Source organism: Arthrobacter sp. TE26545, assembly GCF_056279005.1.
The window spans coordinates 1,434,926-1,455,939 of record NZ_JBWBQM010000001.1; the positions used below are offsets into that span (position 1 = coordinate 1,434,926).

At 67.4% G+C, this 21,014-nt stretch carries 20 protein-coding genes; 14 read left to right on the forward strand and 6 right to left on the reverse strand.

What is annotated here, in order from left to right; all coding sequences use genetic code 11:
- The first annotated feature begins 4 nt into the window (after window positions 1-4).
- The 10 genes from ACZ9CK_RS06370 to ACZ9CK_RS06415 all read left to right on the forward strand — a co-directional run bounded on the left by ACZ9CK_RS06370 (window position 5) and on the right by ACZ9CK_RS06415 (window position 9,797).
- Window positions 5-196 carry a hypothetical protein gene (locus tag ACZ9CK_RS06370; RefSeq protein ID WP_476049544.1) on the forward strand — a complete coding sequence of 64 codons (192 nt, stop codon included), beginning with the start codon at window positions 5-7 and terminating at the stop codon, window positions 194-196.
- A gap of 3 nt (window positions 197-199) precedes the next feature.
- Window positions 200-1,006 (forward strand): TlyA family RNA methyltransferase, encoded by an 807-nt coding sequence (locus tag ACZ9CK_RS06375; RefSeq protein WP_476049545.1) that lies wholly within the window; start codon window positions 200-202, stop codon window positions 1,004-1,006.
- A gap of 28 nt (window positions 1,007-1,034) precedes the next feature.
- Window positions 1,035-2,057 carry an NAD kinase gene (locus ACZ9CK_RS06380; protein ID WP_476049546.1) on the forward strand — a complete coding sequence of 341 codons (1,023 nt, stop codon included), beginning with the start codon at window positions 1,035-1,037 and terminating at the stop codon, window positions 2,055-2,057.
- A gap of 3 nt (window positions 2,058-2,060) precedes the next feature.
- On the forward strand, window positions 2,061-3,800 hold the full coding sequence (gene recN, locus ACZ9CK_RS06385) for a DNA repair protein RecN (RefSeq protein WP_426302935.1): 1,740 nt from the start codon (window positions 2,061-2,063) through the stop codon (window positions 3,798-3,800).
- A 129-nt stretch (window positions 3,801-3,929) separates the two neighbouring features.
- The gene (locus tag ACZ9CK_RS06390; protein ID WP_426303424.1) at window positions 3,930-5,675 is read left to right on the forward strand and encodes a CTP synthase; all 1,746 of its coding nucleotides are present in this window, start codon (window positions 3,930-3,932) and stop codon (window positions 5,673-5,675) included.
- A gap of 29 nt (window positions 5,676-5,704) precedes the next feature.
- Complete coding sequence (locus tag ACZ9CK_RS06395; RefSeq protein WP_426302936.1) at window positions 5,705-6,367, forward strand: NUDIX domain-containing protein; 663 nt, start codon at window positions 5,705-5,707, stop codon at window positions 6,365-6,367.
- 2 nt (window positions 6,368-6,369) lie between these two features.
- Window positions 6,370-7,344 (forward strand): site-specific tyrosine recombinase XerD, encoded by a 975-nt coding sequence (gene xerD, locus ACZ9CK_RS06400; protein WP_426302937.1) that lies wholly within the window; start codon window positions 6,370-6,372, stop codon window positions 7,342-7,344.
- Between the two features lie 98 nt (window positions 7,345-7,442).
- Window positions 7,443-7,946 (forward strand): RNA polymerase sigma factor, encoded by a 504-nt coding sequence (locus tag ACZ9CK_RS06405; protein ID WP_476049547.1) that lies wholly within the window; start codon window positions 7,443-7,445, stop codon window positions 7,944-7,946.
- A 2-nt stretch (window positions 7,947-7,948) separates the two neighbouring features.
- Window positions 7,949-9,289, forward strand: coding sequence for a hypothetical protein (locus tag ACZ9CK_RS06410; RefSeq protein WP_476049548.1), 1,341 nt, complete (start codon window positions 7,949-7,951; stop codon window positions 9,287-9,289).
- A gap of 28 nt (window positions 9,290-9,317) precedes the next feature.
- Entirely contained in the window at window positions 9,318-9,797 is a 480-nt protein-coding gene (locus tag ACZ9CK_RS06415; protein WP_426302940.1) for an 8-oxo-dGTP diphosphatase, read from the forward strand.
- 81 nt (window positions 9,798-9,878) lie between these two features.
- Here the strand turns inward: ACZ9CK_RS06415 and ACZ9CK_RS06420 are convergent, their stop codons facing one another.
- From ACZ9CK_RS06420 to ACZ9CK_RS06445, 6 genes are all read right to left on the reverse strand, one after another.
- Window positions 9,879-11,018, reverse strand: a complete 1,140-nt coding sequence (locus tag ACZ9CK_RS06420) for a bifunctional 2-methylcitrate synthase/citrate synthase (protein WP_476049549.1) — start codon at window positions 11,016-11,018, stop codon at window positions 9,879-9,881.
- Window positions 11,019-11,089: 71 nt separating this feature from the next.
- Window positions 11,090-11,998 (reverse strand): methylisocitrate lyase, encoded by a 909-nt coding sequence (prpB, locus tag ACZ9CK_RS06425; RefSeq protein WP_426302942.1) that lies wholly within the window; start codon window positions 11,996-11,998, stop codon window positions 11,090-11,092.
- A complete protein-coding gene (locus ACZ9CK_RS06430) occupies window positions 11,999-13,519 on the reverse strand; it encodes an MmgE/PrpD family protein (RefSeq protein WP_426302943.1) in 1,521 nt (506 codons plus the stop codon).
- An 11-nt stretch (window positions 13,520-13,530) separates the two neighbouring features.
- Window positions 13,531-14,187, reverse strand: coding sequence for a GntR family transcriptional regulator (locus ACZ9CK_RS06435; RefSeq protein ID WP_476049550.1), 657 nt, complete (start codon window positions 14,185-14,187; stop codon window positions 13,531-13,533).
- Window positions 14,188-14,323: 136 nt separating this feature from the next.
- On the reverse strand, window positions 14,324-15,034 hold the full coding sequence (locus ACZ9CK_RS06440) for a response regulator (RefSeq protein ID WP_476049551.1): 711 nt from the start codon (window positions 15,032-15,034) through the stop codon (window positions 14,324-14,326).
- The gene (locus ACZ9CK_RS06445) at window positions 15,031-16,731 is read right to left on the reverse strand and encodes a sensor histidine kinase (protein WP_476049552.1); all 1,701 of its coding nucleotides are present in this window, start codon (window positions 16,729-16,731) and stop codon (window positions 15,031-15,033) included. The genes ACZ9CK_RS06440 and ACZ9CK_RS06445 overlap by 4 nt, the downstream gene beginning before the upstream one ends.
- A gap of 133 nt (window positions 16,732-16,864) precedes the next feature.
- Here ACZ9CK_RS06445 and ACZ9CK_RS06450 point away from each other — a divergent pair, with 133 nt between their 5' ends.
- The 4 genes from ACZ9CK_RS06450 (at window position 16,865) to scpB (ending at window position 20,936) form a co-directional block, all read left to right on the forward strand.
- Window positions 16,865-18,205 (forward strand): cation:dicarboxylate symporter family transporter, encoded by a 1,341-nt coding sequence (locus tag ACZ9CK_RS06450; protein ID WP_476049553.1) that lies wholly within the window; start codon window positions 16,865-16,867, stop codon window positions 18,203-18,205.
- A gap of 228 nt (window positions 18,206-18,433) precedes the next feature.
- Entirely contained in the window at window positions 18,434-19,333 is a 900-nt protein-coding gene (locus ACZ9CK_RS06455) for a ParA family protein (protein WP_426302948.1), read from the forward strand.
- Window positions 19,334-19,339: 6 nt separating this feature from the next.
- The gene (locus ACZ9CK_RS06460) at window positions 19,340-20,278 is read left to right on the forward strand and encodes a segregation and condensation protein A (protein ID WP_476049554.1); all 939 of its coding nucleotides are present in this window, start codon (window positions 19,340-19,342) and stop codon (window positions 20,276-20,278) included.
- The gene (scpB, locus tag ACZ9CK_RS06465; protein WP_476049555.1) at window positions 20,271-20,936 is read left to right on the forward strand and encodes an SMC-Scp complex subunit ScpB; all 666 of its coding nucleotides are present in this window, start codon (window positions 20,271-20,273) and stop codon (window positions 20,934-20,936) included. The genes ACZ9CK_RS06460 and scpB overlap by 8 nt, the downstream gene beginning before the upstream one ends.
- Window positions 20,937-21,014: the final 78 nt, after the last annotated feature.

Genomic DNA, 21,014 nt, shown 5'->3' on the forward strand with positions numbered 1-21,014 from the left:
TGGCATGACTGAAGTGAACGGGCCCCGGGAAGAGATGCGCTGGCCGGACCCGCCGGAAGCCACCGGTGATCCGCTGGTGGACAGGGTTGCGGCCGGGTTGGCGGATCTCCCGGCGACGCCTGTGGAGGAACACTTGGCGCTGTACACGGAGATCCACGACGCCTTGCTGTCGGCCCTGGACACCGGAGAAAGCTGATAGATGGCACGCCTTGACCAGGAACTCGTCAGCCGCGGGCTGGCGAGGTCCCGTACCCACGCGGCGAAGCTCATCGCCGACGGCAAAGTCAGCTCCGGCGGCACCGTGCTGCTCAAAGCCTCCCTCCAATGCGGGGAAGGGACCGCCCTCGAAGTCCAGGCCCACGCCGAGGACGCCTACGTCAGCCGCGCCGGCCACAAGCTCGCCGGTGCCCTCGACGCGTTCCCCGACGTTTTGGCCCGGGGCAAACGCTGCCTGGACGCCGGGGCCTCCACCGGCGGCTTCACCGACGTCCTCCTGAAGCGGGGCGCCGCGCAGGTGGTGGCGGTCGACGTCGGGCACGGCCAGCTGGTGCCCGTGCTGCGGGAGGATCCGCGCGTCGTCGTCCATGAGGGCCTCAACGTCAGGTACATGGATCCCGCACAGATCGGCGGCGAAGCCGCCCTCACCGTCGCGGACCTGTCCTTCATCTCCCTGACCCTGGTGCTGGAACCGCTGACAGCGTGCACCGAACCCGGGGGAGACCTGTTGCTCATGGTCAAGCCGCAGTTCGAAGTCGGCCGGGAACGGCTGTCCCGCACCGGCGTCGTGTCCTCCGCGGAAGAACGACGCCGGGCGGTGGCCGGTGTGGCGCGCGCGGCAGTGGATGCCGGGCTCGATTTGTGCGGCCTGGCGGAAAGCCCGCTGCCCGGCCAGGACGGAAATGTGGAGTACTTCCTGTGGATGAAGCGCAGGATGTCGCCGCTCCTGCCTAAGATCGAAGAGCGCGACGGGCACGTCGACGCACTGTTGGCGAAGATCTGGACCTGAAAACAGGCCACGAGCGGAACGGAAAACCATGAGCAGGCGCGTACTGGTCCTTGCCCACACGGGGCGGGAAGAATCCCTCCGCGCGGCGTGGGATGCCTGCGACGCCCTGCATTCCTCGGGCCTGATACCGGTCATGCAGAAATCCGAGCTCGCTGACGTGGAACGCTTCTTCGGCCACGTAGACAAGCCGATCGAGATCCTGCATGAAGACGTCCGGCTCGAAGACGTGGAACTCGTCATGGTCCTTGGCGGCGACGGCACCATCCTGCGCGCCGCGGAGCTGGTCCGCGAGGTCGACGTGCCGATGCTCGGCGTGAACCTGGGGCACGTGGGCTTCCTCGCCGAAAGCGAACGGGCGGACCTCACCCAGACCGTGGACTGGATCGCCAGCCGCGAATACACGGTCGAAGAGCGCATGACCATCGACGTCCAGGTGTGGGTGCGGGGCCAGAAAATCTGGCACACCTGGGCCCTCAACGAAGCCGCCATCGAAAAAGCGGACCGGGAACGCATGGTCGAAGTGGTCACCGAAGTGGACGAACGCCCCCTGACCTCCTTCGGCTGCGACGGCGTGGTGCTGGCCACCCCCACCGGCTCCACGGCCTACGCCTTCTCCTCGGGCGGGCCCGTCGTGTGGCCCGAGGTCGAAGCCCTGGTGATCGTGCCCATCAGCGCCCACGCGCTCTTCGCCAAGCCCCTGGTGGTATCCCCGCGTTCCAAACTCGCCGTGGAGATCCTGAACCGCACCGACGCCAAGGGCGTGCTCTGGTGCGACGGCAGGCGCTCCGTGGACCTGCCGCCGGGTGCCCGTGTGGAAGTCACCCGCTCCACCCGGCCCGTGCGCCTGGCCCGCACCCACCAGACGCCATTCTCGGCCCGCCTGGTCCGCAAGTTCGAACTTCCCATCCACGGCTGGCGCGGCCCGGTGCCGCGCTCGGCCGAGATCCACACCGGCCCCGTCCCGGTGGTCCGTACGCCCATGCCCACGCCCCTGCCGGGTCCGCATGATCCCGGGTACGAAAACCCCGGCGAAGCCACAAAGGAGAGCTGATCCATGATCGAGGAACTGCGCATCCGCGACCTCGGCGTCATCACCGACGCCACCCTGCCGCTTGGCCCGGGGCTGAGCGTCGTCACAGGCGAAACCGGCGCCGGCAAGACCATGGTGGTCACCGCCGTCGGGCTGCTGCTGGGCTCGCGTTCCGATGCCGGCGCCGTCCGGACCGGGGCGAAGTCCGCCTCCGCGGAGGCGCTGCTCACCCTTGATCCCGGGCACGCCGCCGTCGGGCGCGCCTTGGAAGCCGGCGGCGAGGCAGAGGAGTACGACGGCGGCGCGCAGCTCCTGCTCGCCCGCACCGTTGGTGCAGACGGCCGCAGCCGGGCGTACGTGGGCGGCCGCTCGGCACCCGTCGGCGTGCTCGCCGAACTCGGCGAGAGCCTGGTGGTGGTGCACGGCCAATCGGACCAGATCCGGCTCAAGAGCGTCACGGCGCAGCGGAACGCACTCGACCGTTTTGCCGGGGCCGAGCTCGCAGGAATCCTGGGCGGCTACCAGGAGCTCTACGGCCGCTGGAAAGCGGACCAGGCCGAACTGGACACCCTCCGCAGCGAGGCGCGGGAACGCCTGCGCGAGGCCGAATCCCTGCAGGCGGCGCTGGAGGAGATCGACGGCGTCGATCCCCAGCCCGGCGAGGACGAAGCCCTCAAGGGTGAAGCCGTGAAGCTCGCCAACGTGGAGGAACTGCGCATCGCCGCGGCCGCCGCGCACGAAGCCCTGATCGCCGAGGACTTCGGCGACAGCGGAGACGCCACCACCCTGGTCGATTCGGCCAAGCGGCTGCTGGAACAGGTGGCCGAGCACGACGAGGCGCTCGGGGCAGCGGCGTCCCGGCTCGCCGAGGTCGGCTTCCTGCTCAACGACATCGCCGCCGAACTCTCCAGCTACCAGGCTTCGCTCGACTCCGAAGGCCCGGAACGGCTTGCCGAGATCGAGGAACGCCGGGCCGTGCTGGCCAAGCTCATCCGCAAGTATGCCCCCAGCATCGACGAGGTCCTGGAATGGGCCGCCACTGCACGGGTCCGCCTGGACGAACTGCAGGACGACTCCTCCCGGATCGAAGCCCTGGAGGCCGCGGTGACGTCCGCCGAGGCCGAACTGCGCAAGCAGGCGGCCCGGATCAGCAAGGCCCGCGGCAAGGCGGCCAAGGGCCTCTCGACGCGCGTCAGCGCGGAACTGACCGCCCTTGCGATGGCCGACGCCACCCTGGTGATCGAGGTGCAGGACAGCGGGGACCTTGGCCCGCACGGCCAGGATGACGTCGCGTTCCTGCTGCAGCCGCACTCGGGGGCGCCCGCTCGTCCGCTCGGCAAGGGAGCATCGGGCGGCGAACTTTCCCGCGTGATGCTGGCCATCGAGGTGGTCCTTGCCGCGGTGGACCCGGTCCCCACCTTCGTCTTCGACGAGGTCGATGCAGGCGTGGGCGGCAAGGCCGCCGTCGAAATCGGCCGCCGGCTCGCGATGCTGGCCCGCCACGTCCAGGTCCTGGTGGTCACGCACCTGCCGCAGGTGGCCGCTTTCGCCAACCAGCACATCCGTGTGACCAAGACCTCGGTGCGGGGCGCGGACGGCAAGACCTCCACCGGATTCACCTCCAGCGACGTGCAGCTGCTGGACGAGGATGAGCGCGTGCGGGAGCTGGCGAGGATGCTCGCCGGACAGGAAGATTCCGAGTCCGCCCGCGCCCACGCGCAGGAATTGCTCGACGACGCCAAGCTCCTGCCGCAGCCCGCGTAGCCTGCGCGGGGCCCCGGGGCTGGTCCGGGACGGCAATTCCCGCCGGCAGGCTCTTGCCCGCGGGAGGCACCGCAGGAGAGCATGGATCATTTGGGGAAACAAGCGGCGGAACCCTTGGAGGCGCAATTGATGATAAGCTCGAATTCCGTGGTGCAGCGATCTAATTCCCGTGTAAATTCCCGGTTCCCGGGCTCGTCCAAGACGACCAAACACATCTTTGTCACCGGCGGTGTGGCGTCCTCGCTCGGAAAGGGACTGACGGCGTCCAGCCTCGGCCACCTGCTCCGGGCACGCGGTCTGTCTGTAACTATGCAGAAGCTCGATCCCTACCTCAACGTGGATCCGGGCACGATGAATCCCTTCCAGCACGGCGAAGTCTTCGTCACCGACGACGGCGCCGAGACCGACCTCGACATCGGACACTACGAGCGCTTCCTCGACGAAAATCTCGAAGGCTCGGCCAACGTCACGACCGGCCAGATCTACTCGACCGTCATTGCCAAGGAACGCCGCGGCGAATACCTCGGCGACACCGTCCAGGTCATCCCGCACATCACCGATGAGATCAAGCGCCGCATGCGCCTGCCCGCCGAAGGCAAGAACGCTCCGGACGTCATCATCACCGAAATCGGCGGCACCGTAGGCGATATCGAATCCCAGCCCTTCCTGGAATCCGCCCGCCAAGTCCGTCAGGACATCGGCCGCAACAACGCCTTCTTCCTGCACGTATCCCTGGTGCCGTACATCGGCCCGTCCCAGGAACTGAAGACCAAACCCACGCAGCACTCCGTGGCAGCCCTGCGTTCCATCGGCATCCAGCCCGAGGCGATCGTGATCCGTTCGGACCGCGAAGTCCCCGACGCGATGCGCGCGAAGATCGGCCGCATGTGCGACGTCGACATCGACGCCGTGATCAATGCCGCCGACGCCCCGAGCATCTACGACATCCCCAAGACCCTGCACGCCCAGGGTCTGGATTCCTACATCGTGCGCGCCCTGGACCTGCCATTCAAGGACGTCGACTGGACCAAGTGGGACAAGCTGCTCGAAGCGGTCCACAACCCCAAGCACGAGGTCGAGGTTGCCCTGGTGGGCAAGTACATCGACCTGCCGGACGCCTACCTCTCCGTGACCGAGGCGCTGCGCGCCGGCGGTTTCGCCAACGAGGCCAAGGTCAAGATCCGCTGGGTCCCCTCCGACGAGTGCGAAACTCTCGAAGGCGCCCAGAAGTCCCTGGCCGGCGTGGACGCCATCTGTGTCCCGGGCGGATTCGGCATCCGGGGCCTTGAAGGCAAGCTCGGCGCCCTCAAGTTCGCCCGCGAAACCAAGCTCCCGGTCCTTGGCCTGTGCCTCGGCCTGCAGTGCATGGTGATCGAGTATGCCCGCAACGTAGTCGGCCTGGAAGGTGCGTCCTCGAGCGAGTTCGAACCGGATTCGAAGTACCCGGTCATCGCCACCATGGAAGAGCAGTTGGACATCGTGGACGGCAAGGGCGACCTCGGCGGCACGATGCGCCTGGGCCTGTACGACGCCAAGCTGGACGAAGGCTCGGTTGTTGCCGAAACCTACGGCGCCACCGCGGTCAGCGAACGCCACCGCCACCGCTACGAGGTGAACAACAAGTACCGCGAGCAGATCGCCGCTGAAGGCCTGGTGTTCTCCGGCACCTCCCCGGACGGCAAGCTGGTCGAGTTCGTCGAACTGCCCCGCGAGGTACACCCGTACTACGTGGCCACGCAGGCGCACCCCGAGCTCAGCTCCCGCCCGACCCGCCCGCACCCGCTGTTCGCCGGCCTGGTGAAGGCCGCCCTGGACCGCCAAAGCGGCGCCGCGGCAGCCAAGACGGCGAGCAAAGCAACGGCAGCAGCAAAGTAGTTCACACAGCACCCGCAAAGGACGGCGCGATGCCCGGCAGTTCCGAATCTTCCAGCAGTTCCCGGCAGTTTTCGGACACACCGAGCCCGCGCCGTCTTTTGTCGTCCAGCAAGGTCTATGAGGGCCGGATCTGGGACGTTGTCAGCGACGCCTTCGAGCTCGCCGAGGACAGCGGCACCCTGGTCCGCGACTACATCGACCACCCGGGCGCTGTCGCCGTCCTTCCGATGAACGACGACGGCGACATCCTGCTGCTCAAGCAGTACCGGCATCCGGTGGGCATGGACCTCTGGGAGATTCCCGCCGGCCTGCTGGACATCGAGGGGGAGGACTTCGTCGCCGGCGCCGCGCGCGAACTGGCGGAGGAAGCCGACCTGCAGGCCGCAGAGTGGAACGTCCTGGCGGACTTCTTCAATTCGCCCGGTTCCTCCAGCGAAGCGATCCGGATCTACCTGGCCCGCGGCCTGTCCGATGTCCCGGAAGCCGAACGCCACGTCCGCACGGACGAGGAAGCCGAAATCGAGCTGCGCTGGGTCTCCTTGGACGACGCCGTCGCCGCCGTCCTGGAAGGCCGGTTGCACAACCCCTCGGCCGTCGTCGGGATCCTTGCCGCCGCGGCCGCACGCGCCGGCGGCTTCGCCGGACTGCGGCCCGGCAACACACCTTGGCCGGCCCACCCCAGCCAGCGCTGAGCATGCAGCCGGGGGAAGGCACACGCGCGGTTACCGCCGTCGACCGGGGGGTCAGCGACTACCTGCAGCACCTGGGAGTGGAACGCGGCCTGGCCAGCAACACGCTCTCCGCCTACCGGCGCGACCTCTCGCGCTACGCCAACTTCCTCGCCGCCGCCGGCGTCGACAAGCCCGGCAACGTCACCCGGCATGACGTCACGGCATTCGTGCAGGCGCTGTCGGACGGTTCCGACGGGGCCACGGCCCTGGGTGTGCGCTCCGCCGCGCGGACCGTGGTTGCTGTGCGCGGCCTCCACAAGTTCTGGGCCCTCGAAGGAACCACGACGGCGGATCCCGCCAGCGATGTCCATCCGCCGATGCCCGGCAAACGGCTGCCCAAGGCGATCAGCGTGGACGAGGTCACCCGGATTCTCGAAGCCGCAGGGACGGACACCCCGACAGGTTTGCGCGACCGCGCCCTGCTCGAATTCCTCTACTCCACCGGCGCACGCATCAGCGAAGCCGTGGGGCTCGACGTGGACGACGTCGCCCTGCAGCAGGACAACGGGCAGGACTCCGACGGGCCAGCGATCGTCCGGCTGTTCGGCAAGGGCTCCAAGGAGCGCCTGGTGCCGTTGGGTTCCTACGGGGCACGTGCCGTCGGCTCCTACCTCGTGCGCGGACGGCCAACCCTCGCCGGCAAGGGCAAGGGCACCCCTGCCCTTTTCCTCAACGCGCGGGGCGGGCGGATCAGCCGCCAGAGCGCGTGGACCATCCTGAAGACCGCCGCGGAGAAGGCCAGGATCACCAAGGACGTCTCGCCGCACACGCTGCGCCATTCCTTCGCCACCCACCTGCTGGAAGGCGGTGCGGACGTCCGTGTGGTCCAGGAACTTCTGGGCCATGCGTCCGTGACCACCACCCAGGTGTACACCCTGGTCACGGCTGATACCCTCCGCGAAGTGTACGCCGCCGCCCATCCCCGCGCCTTCGGCTGAGCATCCCGGAAATTTTTTCCAGGCGATGTAAGAAACCGCCGCTCCCGCGACACTAAGTGTTTAAAATCGAGCCATCGAGTCCGGGGGGATCAAGAAAGATGTTGGCTGCCAGGGAGCACGAGTTCATAGCGCTGCACTCTCAGCACTTCACTCGGGTCTATCACTACATCGCGTACCGCATCAACGACCAGGCGCGGGCGGAGGAGCTCGCCGCGGACGTCTTCCGCATCGTCTGGGAAAAACGACTCGAGGAGCCGCCGGGCATCGGCTGGCTGATCGCGACCGCCAGGAACGTGCTGGGCAATGAGTACAAGGGCCGGCGCCGCCGCGAACAGCTCGTCGAACGGCTGGCGGAGGAAGCCCGCACCCAAGGCGAAGCAGCCGACGACGGCCAGCGCGCCGCCGTCGCCGATGTCCTGACGCGCCTGAACGACCGCGACCGGGAAGTGCTCATGCTCAGCTACTGGGATGACCTGAGTACCGCCGAGCTGGCCGAAAGCCTTGAATGTTCGCCCTCCGCTGCCGCCGTCCGGCTGCACAGGGCACGGAAGGCCTTCGCGAAAGCCGCCCCCTCACACCTCATGACAGAACGGAAGGGCTAGCCATGGACCGCATCGAGCAACTCATGAAAGACGCCAAGCCGCGCGTCGGCGAGCCGGGTATCACGTCGGGCGTCGACTCGGCCCGTTCCATCGTGTTCTCCACCGACCCGAACGTTGTGTCCCTGGCCGGCCGGAGGCCTGCGCGGCGCACCGCCGTGCGTGCCGCCGCGGCAACCCTGGTCGCCGCCGCAGCCGTTGCGGCCGCCGTCGTGATCGGCGGAAGCCTGGTGCCGCAGCCGGCACCGGATCCTGCCAACACCGGCACACCGTCGATTTCCGCGAGCCCGAGCCCGACGCCGACACCGACGCAGACCACCGGCCTGAGCACCAACGGCGTGGCGTGCACTGTTGCCAACATCGACCTGCGCCGCAGCACCCAGAACCCCGTGACCGAAGCCATTCCGGCCGCGGAACAGAAGTACTACACCGTGCTGGGATGCGCGGACGGCTGGCTCGCGTACGTCCTCTCCGAGGAAGGGTTCCGGACCGTGGCCGGGGACGGCGGCGACGCCTGGTACAACATTGCCAAGCTGCAGGACAACAAGCGCTTCCTCACGGATTTCCAGCAGCCGTGGTCCAGCGTCTACAGCTGGAAGTTCCAGGCACTGAACAACGACGTCTCGCAGAACGGCCAGCACCTCACGCCGCAACAGGCCATGGACAAGGAATTCGCGGAGAAGGGCATCCCCGTGGAAATCCGGCCGCAACTGGTGGGTGACGGCCCCGCGGCAGCAACCACCGGGGCTCCACAAAGCCTGGGCACCTACACCAGCCCGGACGGACGGGTGAGCTTCAACTACCCGGCCCAGTGGACCGTGCAATCGAAGGAAAGCAGCACACCGGGGGCCGTGAACCTGGCAGTGAACGACGCCGCAGGCAAGAAGGTTGCGGAACTCGTGTTCGGAACCCAGGGCGGCGGCCTCGGCGGCGGCTGCGCCACGCCGGTCCCATACACGGTGCTCGATTACGTCGAGGTTCCCTTGCCCTACAACGAGGCGTTCGAAGGCGTCATCACGCCCCGCTTTGCCTACCGGGCCATGGAAAGCAACGGGAAGGTCCTGGCCTCCTACGGCCTGACCAGCACCGTGGGCGGCGCGGACGGGAAGGCCTGCCTCATCTACAACGTGGTCAACGGTCCGGAGGAATCGCCCACCTACATGTTCGCCAGCGGCGTGCAGATGCGCTCCGATCTCAGCGAACAGGAAGCGAAAGCCGAAGGCGTCCTGGTCTTCAACACCATGGATGAAGCCATCGCCTACCGGAACAGTGAGGAATACCGGCAGGTCAAGGCGATGATCACCTCGCTCAAGATCCAGGGACGCGACTATTCAGTCGGCCAGTGAGACCCGTACCGGCGATAGGGTGGGGGACATGGAATTCGCCGCCGTCACCCTTTGCTTCCTGGTCCGGGACATGCCCGACGGCGGCCGCGAGGTCCTGCTCGGACAGAAGAAGACAGGATTCGGCGCGGGCAAGGTGGTGGGCCTGGGCGGGCACGTCGAGCCAGGCGAAAGCGACGCCGAAGCCGCCTGCCGGGAAGTCTTCGAGGAGTCCGGGGTGACGGTCCGGGAAACGGACCTGGTGGACGCCGGCACGGTCCGGTTTGTGTTCCCCGCGCGACCCGAGTGGAATATGTCCACCCGCTTGTTCATGACCACGCGCTGGGAAGGCGAACCGCGGGAAAGCCCGGAAATCGCGCCGGAGTGGTTCGCGGCGGACGCCTTGCCCGTCGAACGCATGTGGCAGGACGCCGAGCATTGGTTGCCCATGGCACTGGGCGGCGGCATCCTCGACATCGACGTTGTCCTCAACGACGACAACAGCACGGTCAGCCACGTGACGCACCGCTAGCTGATGCACTGAACAGCACGCCGGGCCGGCCACCATCAGGTGACCGGCCCGCCGTCGTTGTTTCCGCCGTCGTGGTTCCTGTCAGGGAAGGTGCCGCTCGTCCACGCCGTTGTATTCGCTCAGCGGGCGGATCAGCGAATTGGAACCGAGCTGTTCCATGACGTGGGCGGTCCAGCCGGTGATGCGGCTGGCCACGAACAAGGGAGTGAAGGTGGGGGTGTCGAAGCCCATCAGGTGGTAGGTGGGCCCGGCGGGGTAGTCGAGGTTCGGCTTGATGCCCTTGGCCTCGTCCATGGCCTGTTCCAGGCCGTTGTAGAGCCCCAGCAGTTCCGGCCGGCCGTAGTGGGCGATCATCTTGTCCAAGGCGGCCTTCATGGTGGGCACCCGGGAATCGCCGTGCTTGTAGACCCGGTGGCCGAAGCCCATGACCTTCTTCTTCTGCGCGAGGGCCTGCTCCATCCAGGCCCTCGCCCGGGCCGCGGCGTCCTCCATGGACTCTTCGGCGCGGATGCCGATTTCGTCGAAGGTGTGCATCACGGCCTCGTTGGCGCCGCCGTGCAGCGGGCCCTTGAGGGCACCGATGGCGGCCGTAACGGCGGAGTGGAGGTCGGACAACGTGGAGGTGACCACGCGCGCCGTGAAGGTGGACGCGTTGAAGGAGTGCTCGGCGTACAGGATCATCGAGACGTTGAAGGCCTTCACGACCTCCTCTACAGGATCCTCGCCGAACGCCATCCACAGGAAGTTCGCCGAGTAGCCCAGGTCATCGCGCGGCGGGACCAGGTCCTGGCCGCGGCGGCGGCGCTGGTCGTAGGCGACGATCGCGGGCATCGCGGCGAACAGGTCCACGGCCTTCTTCATGTTGGCCTCGGGCGAGGAGTCCTCGGCCAGCGGGTGCCGGGCCCCCATCACGGAGGCGGCCGTGCGGCACACATCCATTGGGTGCGATTCCAGCGGCAGGGTGTCGACCACCTGCTTCACCACAGGGTCCAGCGCGCGGCCGGCGCGCTCGCGGGCAGTGAACTCCGCGAGCTGCTCCGGCGTCGGCAGTTCGCCGTTCCACAGCAAGTAGGCGACTTCCTCGAAGCTGCACCGGGCTGCGAGTTCCTGCACGGGATACCCGCGGTACAGCAACGAGTTGGTGTCCGGATTGACCTTGGAAATCGCGGTGTAGTCCACGACGACGCCGGCCAGCCCCTTCTTGATTTCTTCAGCAGCCATGCCGAACTCCTTCGTTCATCTGGCAGGGCACCGGCGGATGCGCGGTCCCTGCGTGCCCTTCATTGATCCGGTTACTTGTGGTTGCCGGGAACCTGGAAGTTGAAAACGCCTGTGTCGAAGTGGTTGTAGGCCTCGTAGTCCACCAGCTCGTAGAGCCGGGCGCGGGTGAGCATGTTCTCAACCTGCGCCTGCTGTGTCCCTGTTGCCTTGATCGTTTCCAGCGTACGCTCTGCAGCCCCCATGGCAATGCGGAGAAGCGTGACGGGATAGATCACCATGTTCACGCCAACATCCTGGAGCTGTTCCACCGTGAACAGCTCGCTCTTGCCGAACTCGGTCATGTTGGCCAGGATCGGCACCTCGACGGCGTCGCGGATGGCCTGGAACTCCTCCAAGGTGGCCATCGCCTCGGGGAAGATCGCGTCGGCGCCGGCCTCGACCAGGGCCTGGGCGCGTTCCTTCGCGGCCTCGAGGCCCTCCACGGCGCGGATGTCCGTGCGGGCCATGATCAGGAAGTCAGGGTCCCGGCGGGCGTCCGCCGCAGCACGGATGCGCTTGACCGCGGTGTCGGCGTCCACCACGGCCTTGCCGTCCAGGTGGCCGCAGCGCTTCGGGTTGAACTGGTCTTCGATGTGGCAGCCGGCCAGTCCGGCGTTTTCCAGTTCCTGCACGGTGCGGGCCACGTTCATCGGCTCGCCGAATCCGGTGTCGGCGTCCACGAGGCAGGGCAGTTCCGTCATCCGGGCGATCTGCCCGGCCCGCTGTGCGACTTCGGTGAGCGTGGTCAGCCCGATGTCCGGCAGGCCGAGGTCGTTGGCCAGCACTGCCCCGGAGATGTAGACGCCGGGAAAGCCCTTCTCCTCGATCAGCCGGGCGGAGAGAGGGTTGAAGGCCCCGGGGAACTGCAGGATTTCCTCCGATGCGAGCATGTCCCGCAGCCTGTGCCGCTTCTGCTCCGGTGTGGTTGTGGAGTACAGCATTTAGAACAGGCCCTTCGGTGCGTCGGAGGGGTTGATCACTCCGGGGGCGGCGGTGATGTTCAGCTGCTCCAGTTCGCCCGCGGCCAGTTCGGGGAGGCGTTCGACGGCGGCCAGGAAGCGTTCGATTTCGGCTTCCTCCACCAGCCCGGCAGCCAGGGTGCGGAACTTGTTCACGTACTGCTCCCGGGCGAACGGACGGGCGCCGAGCGGGTGGGCATCCGCGACGGCGATCTCGTCTGTGATCACCGTTCCATCCGTGAGTGTGATGACAACAGTGCCGCCGAAGGCCTTCTCGGCGATGTCCAGGGAGTGGTAGCGGCGGGTCCATTCCGGGTCCTCCACGGTGCTGACCTTGTGCCACAGTTCCACGGTGTCCGGCCGGCCGGCGCGTTCGCGAGCGTAGGAGTCCACGTGGTGCCAGGCGCCGTCCTGCAGGGCCACCGTGAAGATGTACGGGATGGAGTGGTCCAGGGTTTCGCGGCTGGCCGTGGGATCGTACTTCTGCGGATCGTTGGCGCCGGAGCCGATCACGTAGTGCGTGTGGTGGCTGGTCTTGATCAGTACCGATTCCACGTTCGCCGGGTCCGTGGCTTCCGGGTGTTCCTTGTTCAGCTTGCGGGCCAGGTCAATCCAGGCCTGGGCCTGGTATTCGGCGGAGTGCTCCTTGGTGTAGGTGTCCAGGATGGCTCGCTTGGCTTCACCCGGGCCGGGCAGCGGGACTTCGTAGGAGGCGTCCGGGCCGTCCAGCATCCAGGCGATCACGCCGTCTTCGCCCTCGTAGATCGGCACCGGGGAGGTCTGACCGCGCATCGCACGGTCCGCCGCTTCCACGGCCATCTTCCCGGCGAACGCCGGCGCGTGGGCCTTCCAGGTGGAGATTTCGCCCTTGCGGGACTGGCGAGTGGCCGTGGTGGTGTGCAGGGCCTGGCCCACGGACTGGAAGATGGTCTCTACGTCCAGGCCGAGCAGGGTCCCGATGCCTGCGGCGGCGGACGGGCCGAGGTGGGCCACGTGGTCGATCTTGTGCTTGTGCAGGCAGATGGCCTTGACCAGGTTGACCTGGATTTCGTAGCCGGTGGCGATGCCGCGGATGAGGTCCGCGCCGGATGCGCCTACGTGCTGGGCAACGGCCAGGATCGGCGGGATGTTGTCGCCCGGGTGCGAGTAGTCCGCGGCCAGGAAGGTGTCGTGATAGTCCAGTTCGCGCACGGCCACGCCGTTGGCCCAGGCGGCCCACTCGGGCGAGACGTTCTCCCGGATGCCGAACACTCCCGCACCCTTGCCGCCGGTGCTCGGGGCGTGCGTCAGTGCCTGCGCGCGGGCCGCGACGATCGGGGCCCGGTTCAACGAAGCGACGGCCACCGAGGCATTGTCGATGATCCGGTTGATGATCATCTCCGTGACCTCGGGGGTCACCCCGACAGGGTCGGCGGCGACGACCGCGATCTTGTGCGCGAGCTGCCCTTCGCGGGGGAGGTTCTCTTCGCTCTTGTAGACACGGACATGGTGGCTCTTGACCAAGGTGGCTCCTTCTAGTGAGGCGTGTGGCTGGCCTTGACGCTGCTTTTCTTGACGTGGGACAGGCTACGGTGCAGGTGGAGGATCGTGGCGGCTTCGGCGACTTTCGCGTTCCCGCCGGCGATGGCTTCGGCGATTGCCGCATGCTCGGCGGCCGCGGCACCCAGCCGGGCGGCGTCGTCGGCGGCCAGGCGCCGGACCCGGACCAGATGCACGCGCAGGCTGCGCATGGCCTGGGCCAAGTAGGAATTGGAGATGGCGGCGTCGATGGCGTCATCCAGCCTTGCCACCAGCGCGTAGTAGTCATGTCGGGCGGGATCGTTGCCCTCGAGGAGCGCCGGAGCCTGCAGGAGTTCGGCGTGGAGCTGCTCAAAGACGCTGCGCTCGCCGCGTTCGGCGGCCAGCGCCGCCGCCCGCACCTCAAGGGTTTCGCGCAGTTCGAACAGTTCGTCGATGTCCTCCAGGGAGATATCGGTGACGACGACGCCGCGGCCGCCTGCCGCCGTCGTCAGGCCTTCAGCGGTCAGCCGGCCGAGTGCCTCCCGGACCGGAGTGCGCGAGACGCCCAGGCGTTCGGACAGTTCCACCTCGCCCAGCACGGTTCCGGGCGCGAGGCGCCATTCGAGGATGTCCTCGCGGAGGGCTGCGTAGGCCTTGTCGCTGGCTCGCATGGTCCTCCGATCGGTCGCGGTGTGTTCGGGGCCTCAATGGCCCGACAGGAGCCAGCGTATACACAGAAGGGTGCAATTGCCAGCAAATGGGGGAAATTTGCCGGTTGTGTATACATTTGCCGGTTCTACCGCCGCCTTACCCCCGGCTCCAGCGGTATTCGTTCTCCGGCCGGCCGGGTGTTCCGTAACGGGGGCTGCGGACCACCACGCCGGCGTCGGCAAGGTATTCGAGGTAGCGGCGGGCCGTGACCCGGGACATGCCAAGGTCTTCGGTGGCTTCGCTCGCCGAGACGGCCCTGCCGAGCCCGGCAAGGTATTCCTTGACCGCTTCGAGGGTGCCCGTGGACAGCCCTTTGGGCAAGGGCATCTCGGTGGGCGCGCGGAGGCTGGCGAAGGCCTGGTCGACCTCGCTTTGCGATGCCCCGGAACGGGTTCCCGGCGCGGGAACGGCAAGCTGTTCCCGGTAGGCGCGGTAGCTGCGCAGCTTGTCCGCGAAGGTGGCGAAGGTGAACGGCTTGATGAGGTACTGGACGACGCCGATGGAGACTGCGCTGCGCACGATGTTGACCTCGCGCACGGCGGTGATGGCAATGATGTCCGCCAGCAGGCCGGCGCCGTGCATCCTTCGTGCGACATCCAGCCCGTGCAGGTCCGGCAGGTTCATGTCCAGCAGCACCAGGTCCACGGGCTCGCCGGCGGCCGCGAAATCGTTGAGCAGCCGCAGCGCGGACTGGCCGTCCGGCGCGGTGCCCGCCAGGGTGAACCCTTCCAGCCTGCCCACGTAGACGGCGTGGGCATCGGCGGCGATGGGTTCGTCCTCGACGACGAGGACGCGGATGTCGTTCATTCGGTTTCCTTCGTCGGATCCGGTGCCGGCAGCACTACGCGGAACAGCGCTCCGCCCAGGGCCGCTCCGCCCAGGGCATCGGCCGGATCGTCCGCAGCGCCGATGGACAGCGTACCGTCCAGCCGCTTCACGGCCTGCCGCACCAGGGCGAGGCCGACGCCGCGGCCACCCGCAGCAGGAGCGCTGCCGTCCGGGCCGGGCGTCTTGGTGCTGAAGCCGTATTCGAGGATGTCCCCGGCGATGGCAGGGTCGATGCCGGGGCCGGAATCGGCCACGGTGAAAGTGACGGCGTCCGGCGTCGTGGCGATCGCGAGCGAAACCTTGCGCGGCGGGGGAGCGGAAGCGGCGGCGTCGACGGCGTTGTCCAGCAGGTTCCCCAGGATCGTCACCAGGTCCTGCACCGCCAGGCCGTGGAGGCCGTCGTCGCCGGACACATGGACCGTGAGCTCGGCCCCGCGTTCATGCGCCTCCGCGGACTTGCCCATGATGAGCGCGCTGAGCACCGGCTCGTCCACCGAGGCCACGATGTCGTCGGTCAGGCGCTGGCTCAGCTCCAGGTCCTTCGTGGCGAAATCCAGGGCGTCGTCGGTGCGGCCCAGCTCCATCAGTGACACGATGGTGTGCAGCCGGTTGGCGTGTTCATGGGTCTGTGCCCGCAGTGCACCGGAGAGCGTCCGCATGGTTTCCAGTTCGCTGCCAAGGGATTCGATTTCCGTGCGGTCGCGCAGGGTGGCCACCGTTCCGAAGACCGGAGTGCGGCCTCCCGGACGGCCCAGGCCACCGGGACGGCCCGGCCCGACGGCGGGAGCCTGGTTGACCACCAGGATCCGGGAATCGCTGAGGTGGATTTCGTCGTGGGCTGTGCGGCCGGATTCGAACAGCTCGCGCAGGCTGGCATCCAGCGGAAGTTCCGAGAGGCGCGGCGCGGCACCCGCCGAAGGGCCGACGTCGGACGGTTCCAGTCCCAGCAGCTCCGCCGCTTGATCGTTGTACATGACCACCGTGCCGCGGGTGTCGATCAGCACCACGCCTTCGCGGACCGAATGCAGCACCGATTCGTAGTAGGCAAACAGCTGCGCCAGTTGCTCGGGCCCCCAGCCGCGGGTGACCGAACGGAGGTAGCGGCCCAGCAGCCAGGACGCCAGCGAACCCGCGGCGAGCAGGGCGAGGCAAAGCGCGATGATCGCCCCGAAGCGGCCCGACGCTGCGATGTCCACGTTCCGCACCGTCACCCCTGCGGCCACAAGCGCGCGGACCGTGCCGGCGCCGTCCTTCACCGGAACGATCGTCCGCACGGACGGTCCCAGGGTCCCGGCGGTGACCTCCGTGAAGGTTTCGCCCCGCAGCGCCGGCTCGATGGTGCCGATGTACGGCTTGCCGATCTCCGCCGGATTGGCATGCGTCCAGCGGGTCCGGTCCGGCGCCATGATCGTGATGAAGTCGACGCCGGCATCCGCCATGACCTTCGCCGCGTACGGCTGCAGCGTGCTCGAGGGCGAGGCAGTTCCGGCGGCTTGCAGGACCAGAGGATTGGCGGCGACGGCGGCCGCGACGGTCTGCATCCGGCGCCCGGCGTCGTCGTACGTCCGCTGCCGGGCATCGATGATGGCCGCCGTTCCAAGCACCACGCTGAGCACCAGGACGAACAGCACATTGGCCACGAACAAGCGGCGGGCAATACTCCAGCGCCGGATCATGCGCACCTCCAATGACCAATATGACCACAACGGTGATCCGCGTCACCCCCGGCTCCATGATGGATGTCACACCACCGGCGCAGGAAGCAGTACAGAAGCCGCAGCGCCTCCAGAGTATCCAAAGGAGCATGCCATGACCTCTCAACGAGGAGAGATTGCCAGCGGGAAAGCCGGGCGCAAGGGCCTGGACAAGTCGCACTACCTGTACATCGCCGTCATCGCGGCCGTCGTGCTCGGCGCCGTTGTCGGCCTGCTGTTCCCGGAGGTGGGCAAGTCGCTGAAGCCCCTGGGCGACGGCTTCATCAAGCTCATCAAGATGATGATCGCCCCCGTCATCTTCTGCACCATCGTCCTGGGCATCGGCTCGATCGCCAAGGCCGCCACCGTCGGCAAGGTCGGCGGGCTCGCACTGGGCTACTTCCTGGTCATGTCCACCTTCGCGCTCGGCATCGGCCTGGTGGTCGGCAACCTGATCCACCCGGGCGAGGGCCTCAAGCTCACGCCCTACGACCCCACCAAGAAGGCCGCCACGGACAGCACCGTGGACTTCCTGCTGGGCATCATCCCGGGTGACATTCCCGTGCTGCCCACCCTGCTGGCCGCCATCCTCGTCGGCTTCGCGCTGCAGAAGATGGGCACCCAGGGTGCTCCGATCCTCAAGGCCGTCCAGCACGGCCAGGCCCTCGTGTTCCGCATCCTCATCATGATCATGTGGCTGGCGCCCGTCGGCGCCTTCGGCGCGATCGCCGCCGTCGTCGGTGCCACCGGTCCCCAGGCGATCGTGAGCATGTTCACCCTCATGGCCGCGTTCTACATCACCTGTGCGATCTTCATCGTGGTCATCCTCGGCGGCCTCCTGCGCCTCGTGGCCGGTGTCAGCATCTTCCAGCTCATGAAGTACCTGGCCCGCGAGTACCTGCTCATCTTCTCCACCTCGTCCTCCGAGGCCGCCCTGCCGCGTCTCATCGCCAAGATGGAGCACCTGGGCGTCTCCAAGCCGGTTGTCGGCGTGACGGTTCCCACCGGTTACTCCTTCAACCTGGACGGCACCGCGATCTACCTGACCATGGCGTCCCTGTTCGTGGCCAACGCCATGGGCACCCCGCTGGACCTCGGCGCCCAGGTCTCCCTGCTGATCTTCATGATCATCGCCTCCAAGGGCGCGGCTGGTGTCACCGGTGCAGGCCTGGCGACCCTGGCTGCCGGTCTGCAGGCCCACAAGCCGGAATTGCTCGGCGGCGTCGGCATGATCGTCGGCATCGACCGCTTCATGTCCGAGGCCCGCGCCCTGACCAACTTCACCGGCAACGCCGTGGCCACCGTGCTGATCGGCACCTGGGTCAAGGAGATCGACCGCCAGCAGGTCGGCAACGTGCTCTCCGGCGCGGTTCCCTTCGACGAGACCACGATGATCAGCCACCACGCTGAGTCCGGGGTGAAGGAAGCCGCGGCAAAGGAACCCGTAACCGCCTGAGTTTCCGCAAGCCGAGGCGGCAAGAGGCAGGCTCCCCATTGGGGGAGCCTGCCTTATGCTTTTGCGCTGCAAGGCTGCGCCGGCCCCTCGGGAGATCAACCTTCGACCTCAACCAGAAGGTAAAGGCTCAAATTGCTGGCAATGTCAAGGTCCGTCGAATGCCGTGTCGGGGACTGTAACCTTGCTTGGGAGCAGTCATTGACCGTCGTGGAGAGAGTGGTTAAAAACGTGAGCAGCGAACGGGGTACAACTACGCTGGAAGGCACGGATTTCGATCTGGAAGATGCCGTCATGGGACCCACCGGCCGTCCGTACCGCGAGTTCCCGGAACCCGCGCCCCTGGACGTCCATGGCCCGGCGCGGGTCATCGCGATGGTCAACCAGAAGGGCGGCGTCGGCAAGACGACGTCCACCATCAACCTCGCCGCCGCGCTCGCCGAATACGGCCGCCGTGTGCTGCTGGTCGATTTCGACCCCCAGGGTGCCCTGTCCGCGGGGCTCGGTGCCAACCCGCACGAGCTCGACCTGACCGTCTACAACGTCCTGATGGACCGCAAAGTGGACATCCGGGACGCCATCCAGCAGACCGGCGTTGACGGCGTGGACCTGCTGCCCGCCAACATCGACCTCTCCGCGGCGGAAGTCCAGCTGGTCAACGAAGTGGCCCGCGAGCAGGTCCTTGACCGCGCGCTGAAGAGCGTCGAAGACGATTACGACGTCGTCCTCATCGACTGCCAGCCGTCCCTCGGCCTGCTGACCGTCAACGCGCTGACCGCGGCGCACGGCGTCATCATCCCGCTGATCTGTGAATTCTTCGCCCTGCGCGCCGTGGCACTGCTGGTGGAAACCATCGAGAAGGTACAGGACCGCCTCAACCCGCGCCTGCAGGTGGACGGCGTGCTCGCCACCATGTTCGACGCCCGGACCCTGCACAGCCGCGAAGTGATCGCCCGCCTCGTGGAAGCCTTCGGGGACAAGGTCTTCGAAACCGTCATCAAGCGCTCCATCAAGTTCGCCGACGCCACCGTGGCCGCTGAACCCATCACCAGCTACGCGGGCACCCACACCGGCGCCGACGCCTACCGAAGCCTGGCCAGGGAGCTGATCCTGCGCGGCGGCGCGCCCTAAGCGGCGATGGCGGAACCGCTCACCCTGGCGGAGGAAACCGCCGACGCCGATAGCACCAGTGTCGAAAACAGCACCGCGCGCAAGGGCGGCTTTGAGGTCCGGTTGGCCAACTTCACCGGCCCTTTTGACCTGCTGCTCGGCCTGATCGCCAAGCACAAGCTGGACGTCACCGAACTGGCGTTGGCCACTGTCACGGACGAGTTCATCAAGTACATCCGCCGGCTCCAGGAACTGGGCGAAAACTGGGCCCTGGATGAAGCCAGCGAGTTCCTGGTGATCGCGGCAACCCTCCTGGACCTGAAGGCCGCGCGTTTGCTGCCCGCCGGCGAGGTCGAGGACGAAGAGGACGTGGCCCTCCTTGAGGCGCGCGACCTGTTGTTCGCGCGGCTGCTGCAGTACAAGGCCTTCAAGCAACTGGCCGCCCACCTGGGCGAGACCCTCGAGAACGAGGCCGGGCGCTTTCCCCGGCAGGTGGCCCTGGAACCGCACTTCGCAGCCTTGCTGCCCGAGCTCATCTGGCGGCACAGCCCGGAGCAATTCGCCGGCATCGCCGCGAAGGCCCTGGAACCCAGGGACACGACGCCGCCGGAAGTCGGAGTCGACCATCTCCACGGGGCGCCCGTCAGCATCAAGGAACAGGCCGAGATCCTCGGCTTCCGCCTGCAGCATGGACGGCCGCTCTCCTTTCGGGCGCTCGTGGCCGACGCCGAATCCACGCTCGTGGTGGTGGTCCGCTTCCTGGCGTTGCTGGAGATGTTCCGGGACCGCGTGGTCGCCTTCGAACAGCCCGGGCCGCTGTCCGAGCTGACGGTCCGCTGGACCGGCCGGCCCGAGGGGTGGAGCAGCGAAGACCTGAGCGAAGAGTACGACACCGTGGCCGTTGCGGAGGCGCCGGAGCAGTCAACAGCGGAGGAGACGGCAGTGCAGAGGAGCGGAAATGAGTGACTACGAGGACGCCGTCGCCGGACTTGCCGCACTGGGGGAGCGCCCGGGCGGGGCGCGTGCCGCGCTGGAGGCCGTGCTGATGGTGATCGACCAGCCCGCCACCCCCGAGGAACTGGCCGCGGGGCTGGGACTGGGCACCGCCGTCGTCGAAGAACTGCTTGCGGAGCTGCAGCAGGACTACAACGGCTATACTGGTAAGGCCCCGGGCACGGATGCTGACGGTTCACCTGCTGACGCAGGCGCCAGCAGAGCACCCCGGGGTTTTGAGTTGCGGAACGTCGCTGGCGGGTGGCGGATCTACTCACGGCCCGAATTTTCCGACGTCGTGGGGAAGTTCGTCCTTGACGGGCAGACGGCCCGGCTGACCCAGGCAGCACTGGAAACCATGGCGGTCATCGCGTACCGGCAGCCGGTTTCCCGGGCCAGGGTCTCGGCCATCCGCGGCGTGAACGTCGACTCGGTGGTGCGGACCTTGGTCCAGCGCGGCCTGGTCGAGGAAGCCGGCACCGATCCCGAATCCGGGGCGCTCCTTTACCGGAGCACCTCCTACTTCCTGGAACGGATGGGCATCGCCTCCATCGAGGAGCTGCCGCCCTTGTCGCCACACCTCCCAGGGCTCGAAGGCATCGAGGAATTCTTCGACGCCGAGCGGATGTAAACGCGCTGGCAGGACGCAACTCACGCAAGGCAGAATTAAACACAGTGGGCAGAGCAAATCTGCCCGGCCGGCAGGAGA

Coding starts and splice junctions, on each gene's coding strand:
- ACZ9CK_RS06445 (WP_476049552.1), bottom strand. CDS start 16,731: ATGATCCGGCGCTGGAGTATTGCCCGCCGCTTGTTCGTGGCCAATGTG.
- ACZ9CK_RS06390 (WP_426303424.1), top strand. CDS start 3,930: ATGATAAGCTCGAATTCCGTGGTGCAGCGATCTAATTCCCGTGTAAAT.
- ACZ9CK_RS06375 (WP_476049545.1), top strand. CDS start 200: ATGGCACGCCTTGACCAGGAACTCGTCAGCCGCGGGCTGGCGAGGTCC.
- ACZ9CK_RS06380 (WP_476049546.1), top strand. CDS start 1,035: ATGAGCAGGCGCGTACTGGTCCTTGCCCACACGGGGCGGGAAGAATCC.
- ACZ9CK_RS06410 (WP_476049548.1), top strand. CDS start 7,949: ATGGACCGCATCGAGCAACTCATGAAAGACGCCAAGCCGCGCGTCGGC.
- ACZ9CK_RS06420 (WP_476049549.1), bottom strand. CDS start 11,018: ATGGCTGCTGAAGAAATCAAGAAGGGGCTGGCCGGCGTCGTCGTGGAC.
- ACZ9CK_RS06440 (WP_476049551.1), bottom strand. CDS start 15,034: ATGAACGACATCCGCGTCCTCGTCGTCGAGGACGAACCCATCGCCGCC.
- ACZ9CK_RS06395 (WP_426302936.1), top strand. CDS start 5,705: ATGCCCGGCAGTTCCGAATCTTCCAGCAGTTCCCGGCAGTTTTCGGAC.
- scpB (WP_476049555.1), top strand. CDS start 20,271: ATGAGTGACTACGAGGACGCCGTCGCCGGACTTGCCGCACTGGGGGAG.
- ACZ9CK_RS06370 (WP_476049544.1), top strand. CDS start 5: ATGACTGAAGTGAACGGGCCCCGGGAAGAGATGCGCTGGCCGGACCCG.
- ACZ9CK_RS06415 (WP_426302940.1), top strand. CDS start 9,318: ATGGAATTCGCCGCCGTCACCCTTTGCTTCCTGGTCCGGGACATGCCC.
- prpB (WP_426302942.1), bottom strand. CDS start 11,998: ATGCTGTACTCCACAACCACACCGGAGCAGAAGCGGCACAGGCTGCGG.
- ACZ9CK_RS06460 (WP_476049554.1), top strand. CDS start 19,340: ATGGCGGAACCGCTCACCCTGGCGGAGGAAACCGCCGACGCCGATAGC.
- ACZ9CK_RS06450 (WP_476049553.1), top strand. CDS start 16,865: ATGACCTCTCAACGAGGAGAGATTGCCAGCGGGAAAGCCGGGCGCAAG.
- xerD (WP_426302937.1), top strand. CDS start 6,370: ATGCAGCCGGGGGAAGGCACACGCGCGGTTACCGCCGTCGACCGGGGG.
- ACZ9CK_RS06405 (WP_476049547.1), top strand. CDS start 7,443: ATGTTGGCTGCCAGGGAGCACGAGTTCATAGCGCTGCACTCTCAGCAC.
- ACZ9CK_RS06435 (WP_476049550.1), bottom strand. CDS start 14,187: ATGCGAGCCAGCGACAAGGCCTACGCAGCCCTCCGCGAGGACATCCTC.
- recN (WP_426302935.1), top strand. CDS start 2,061: ATGATCGAGGAACTGCGCATCCGCGACCTCGGCGTCATCACCGACGCC.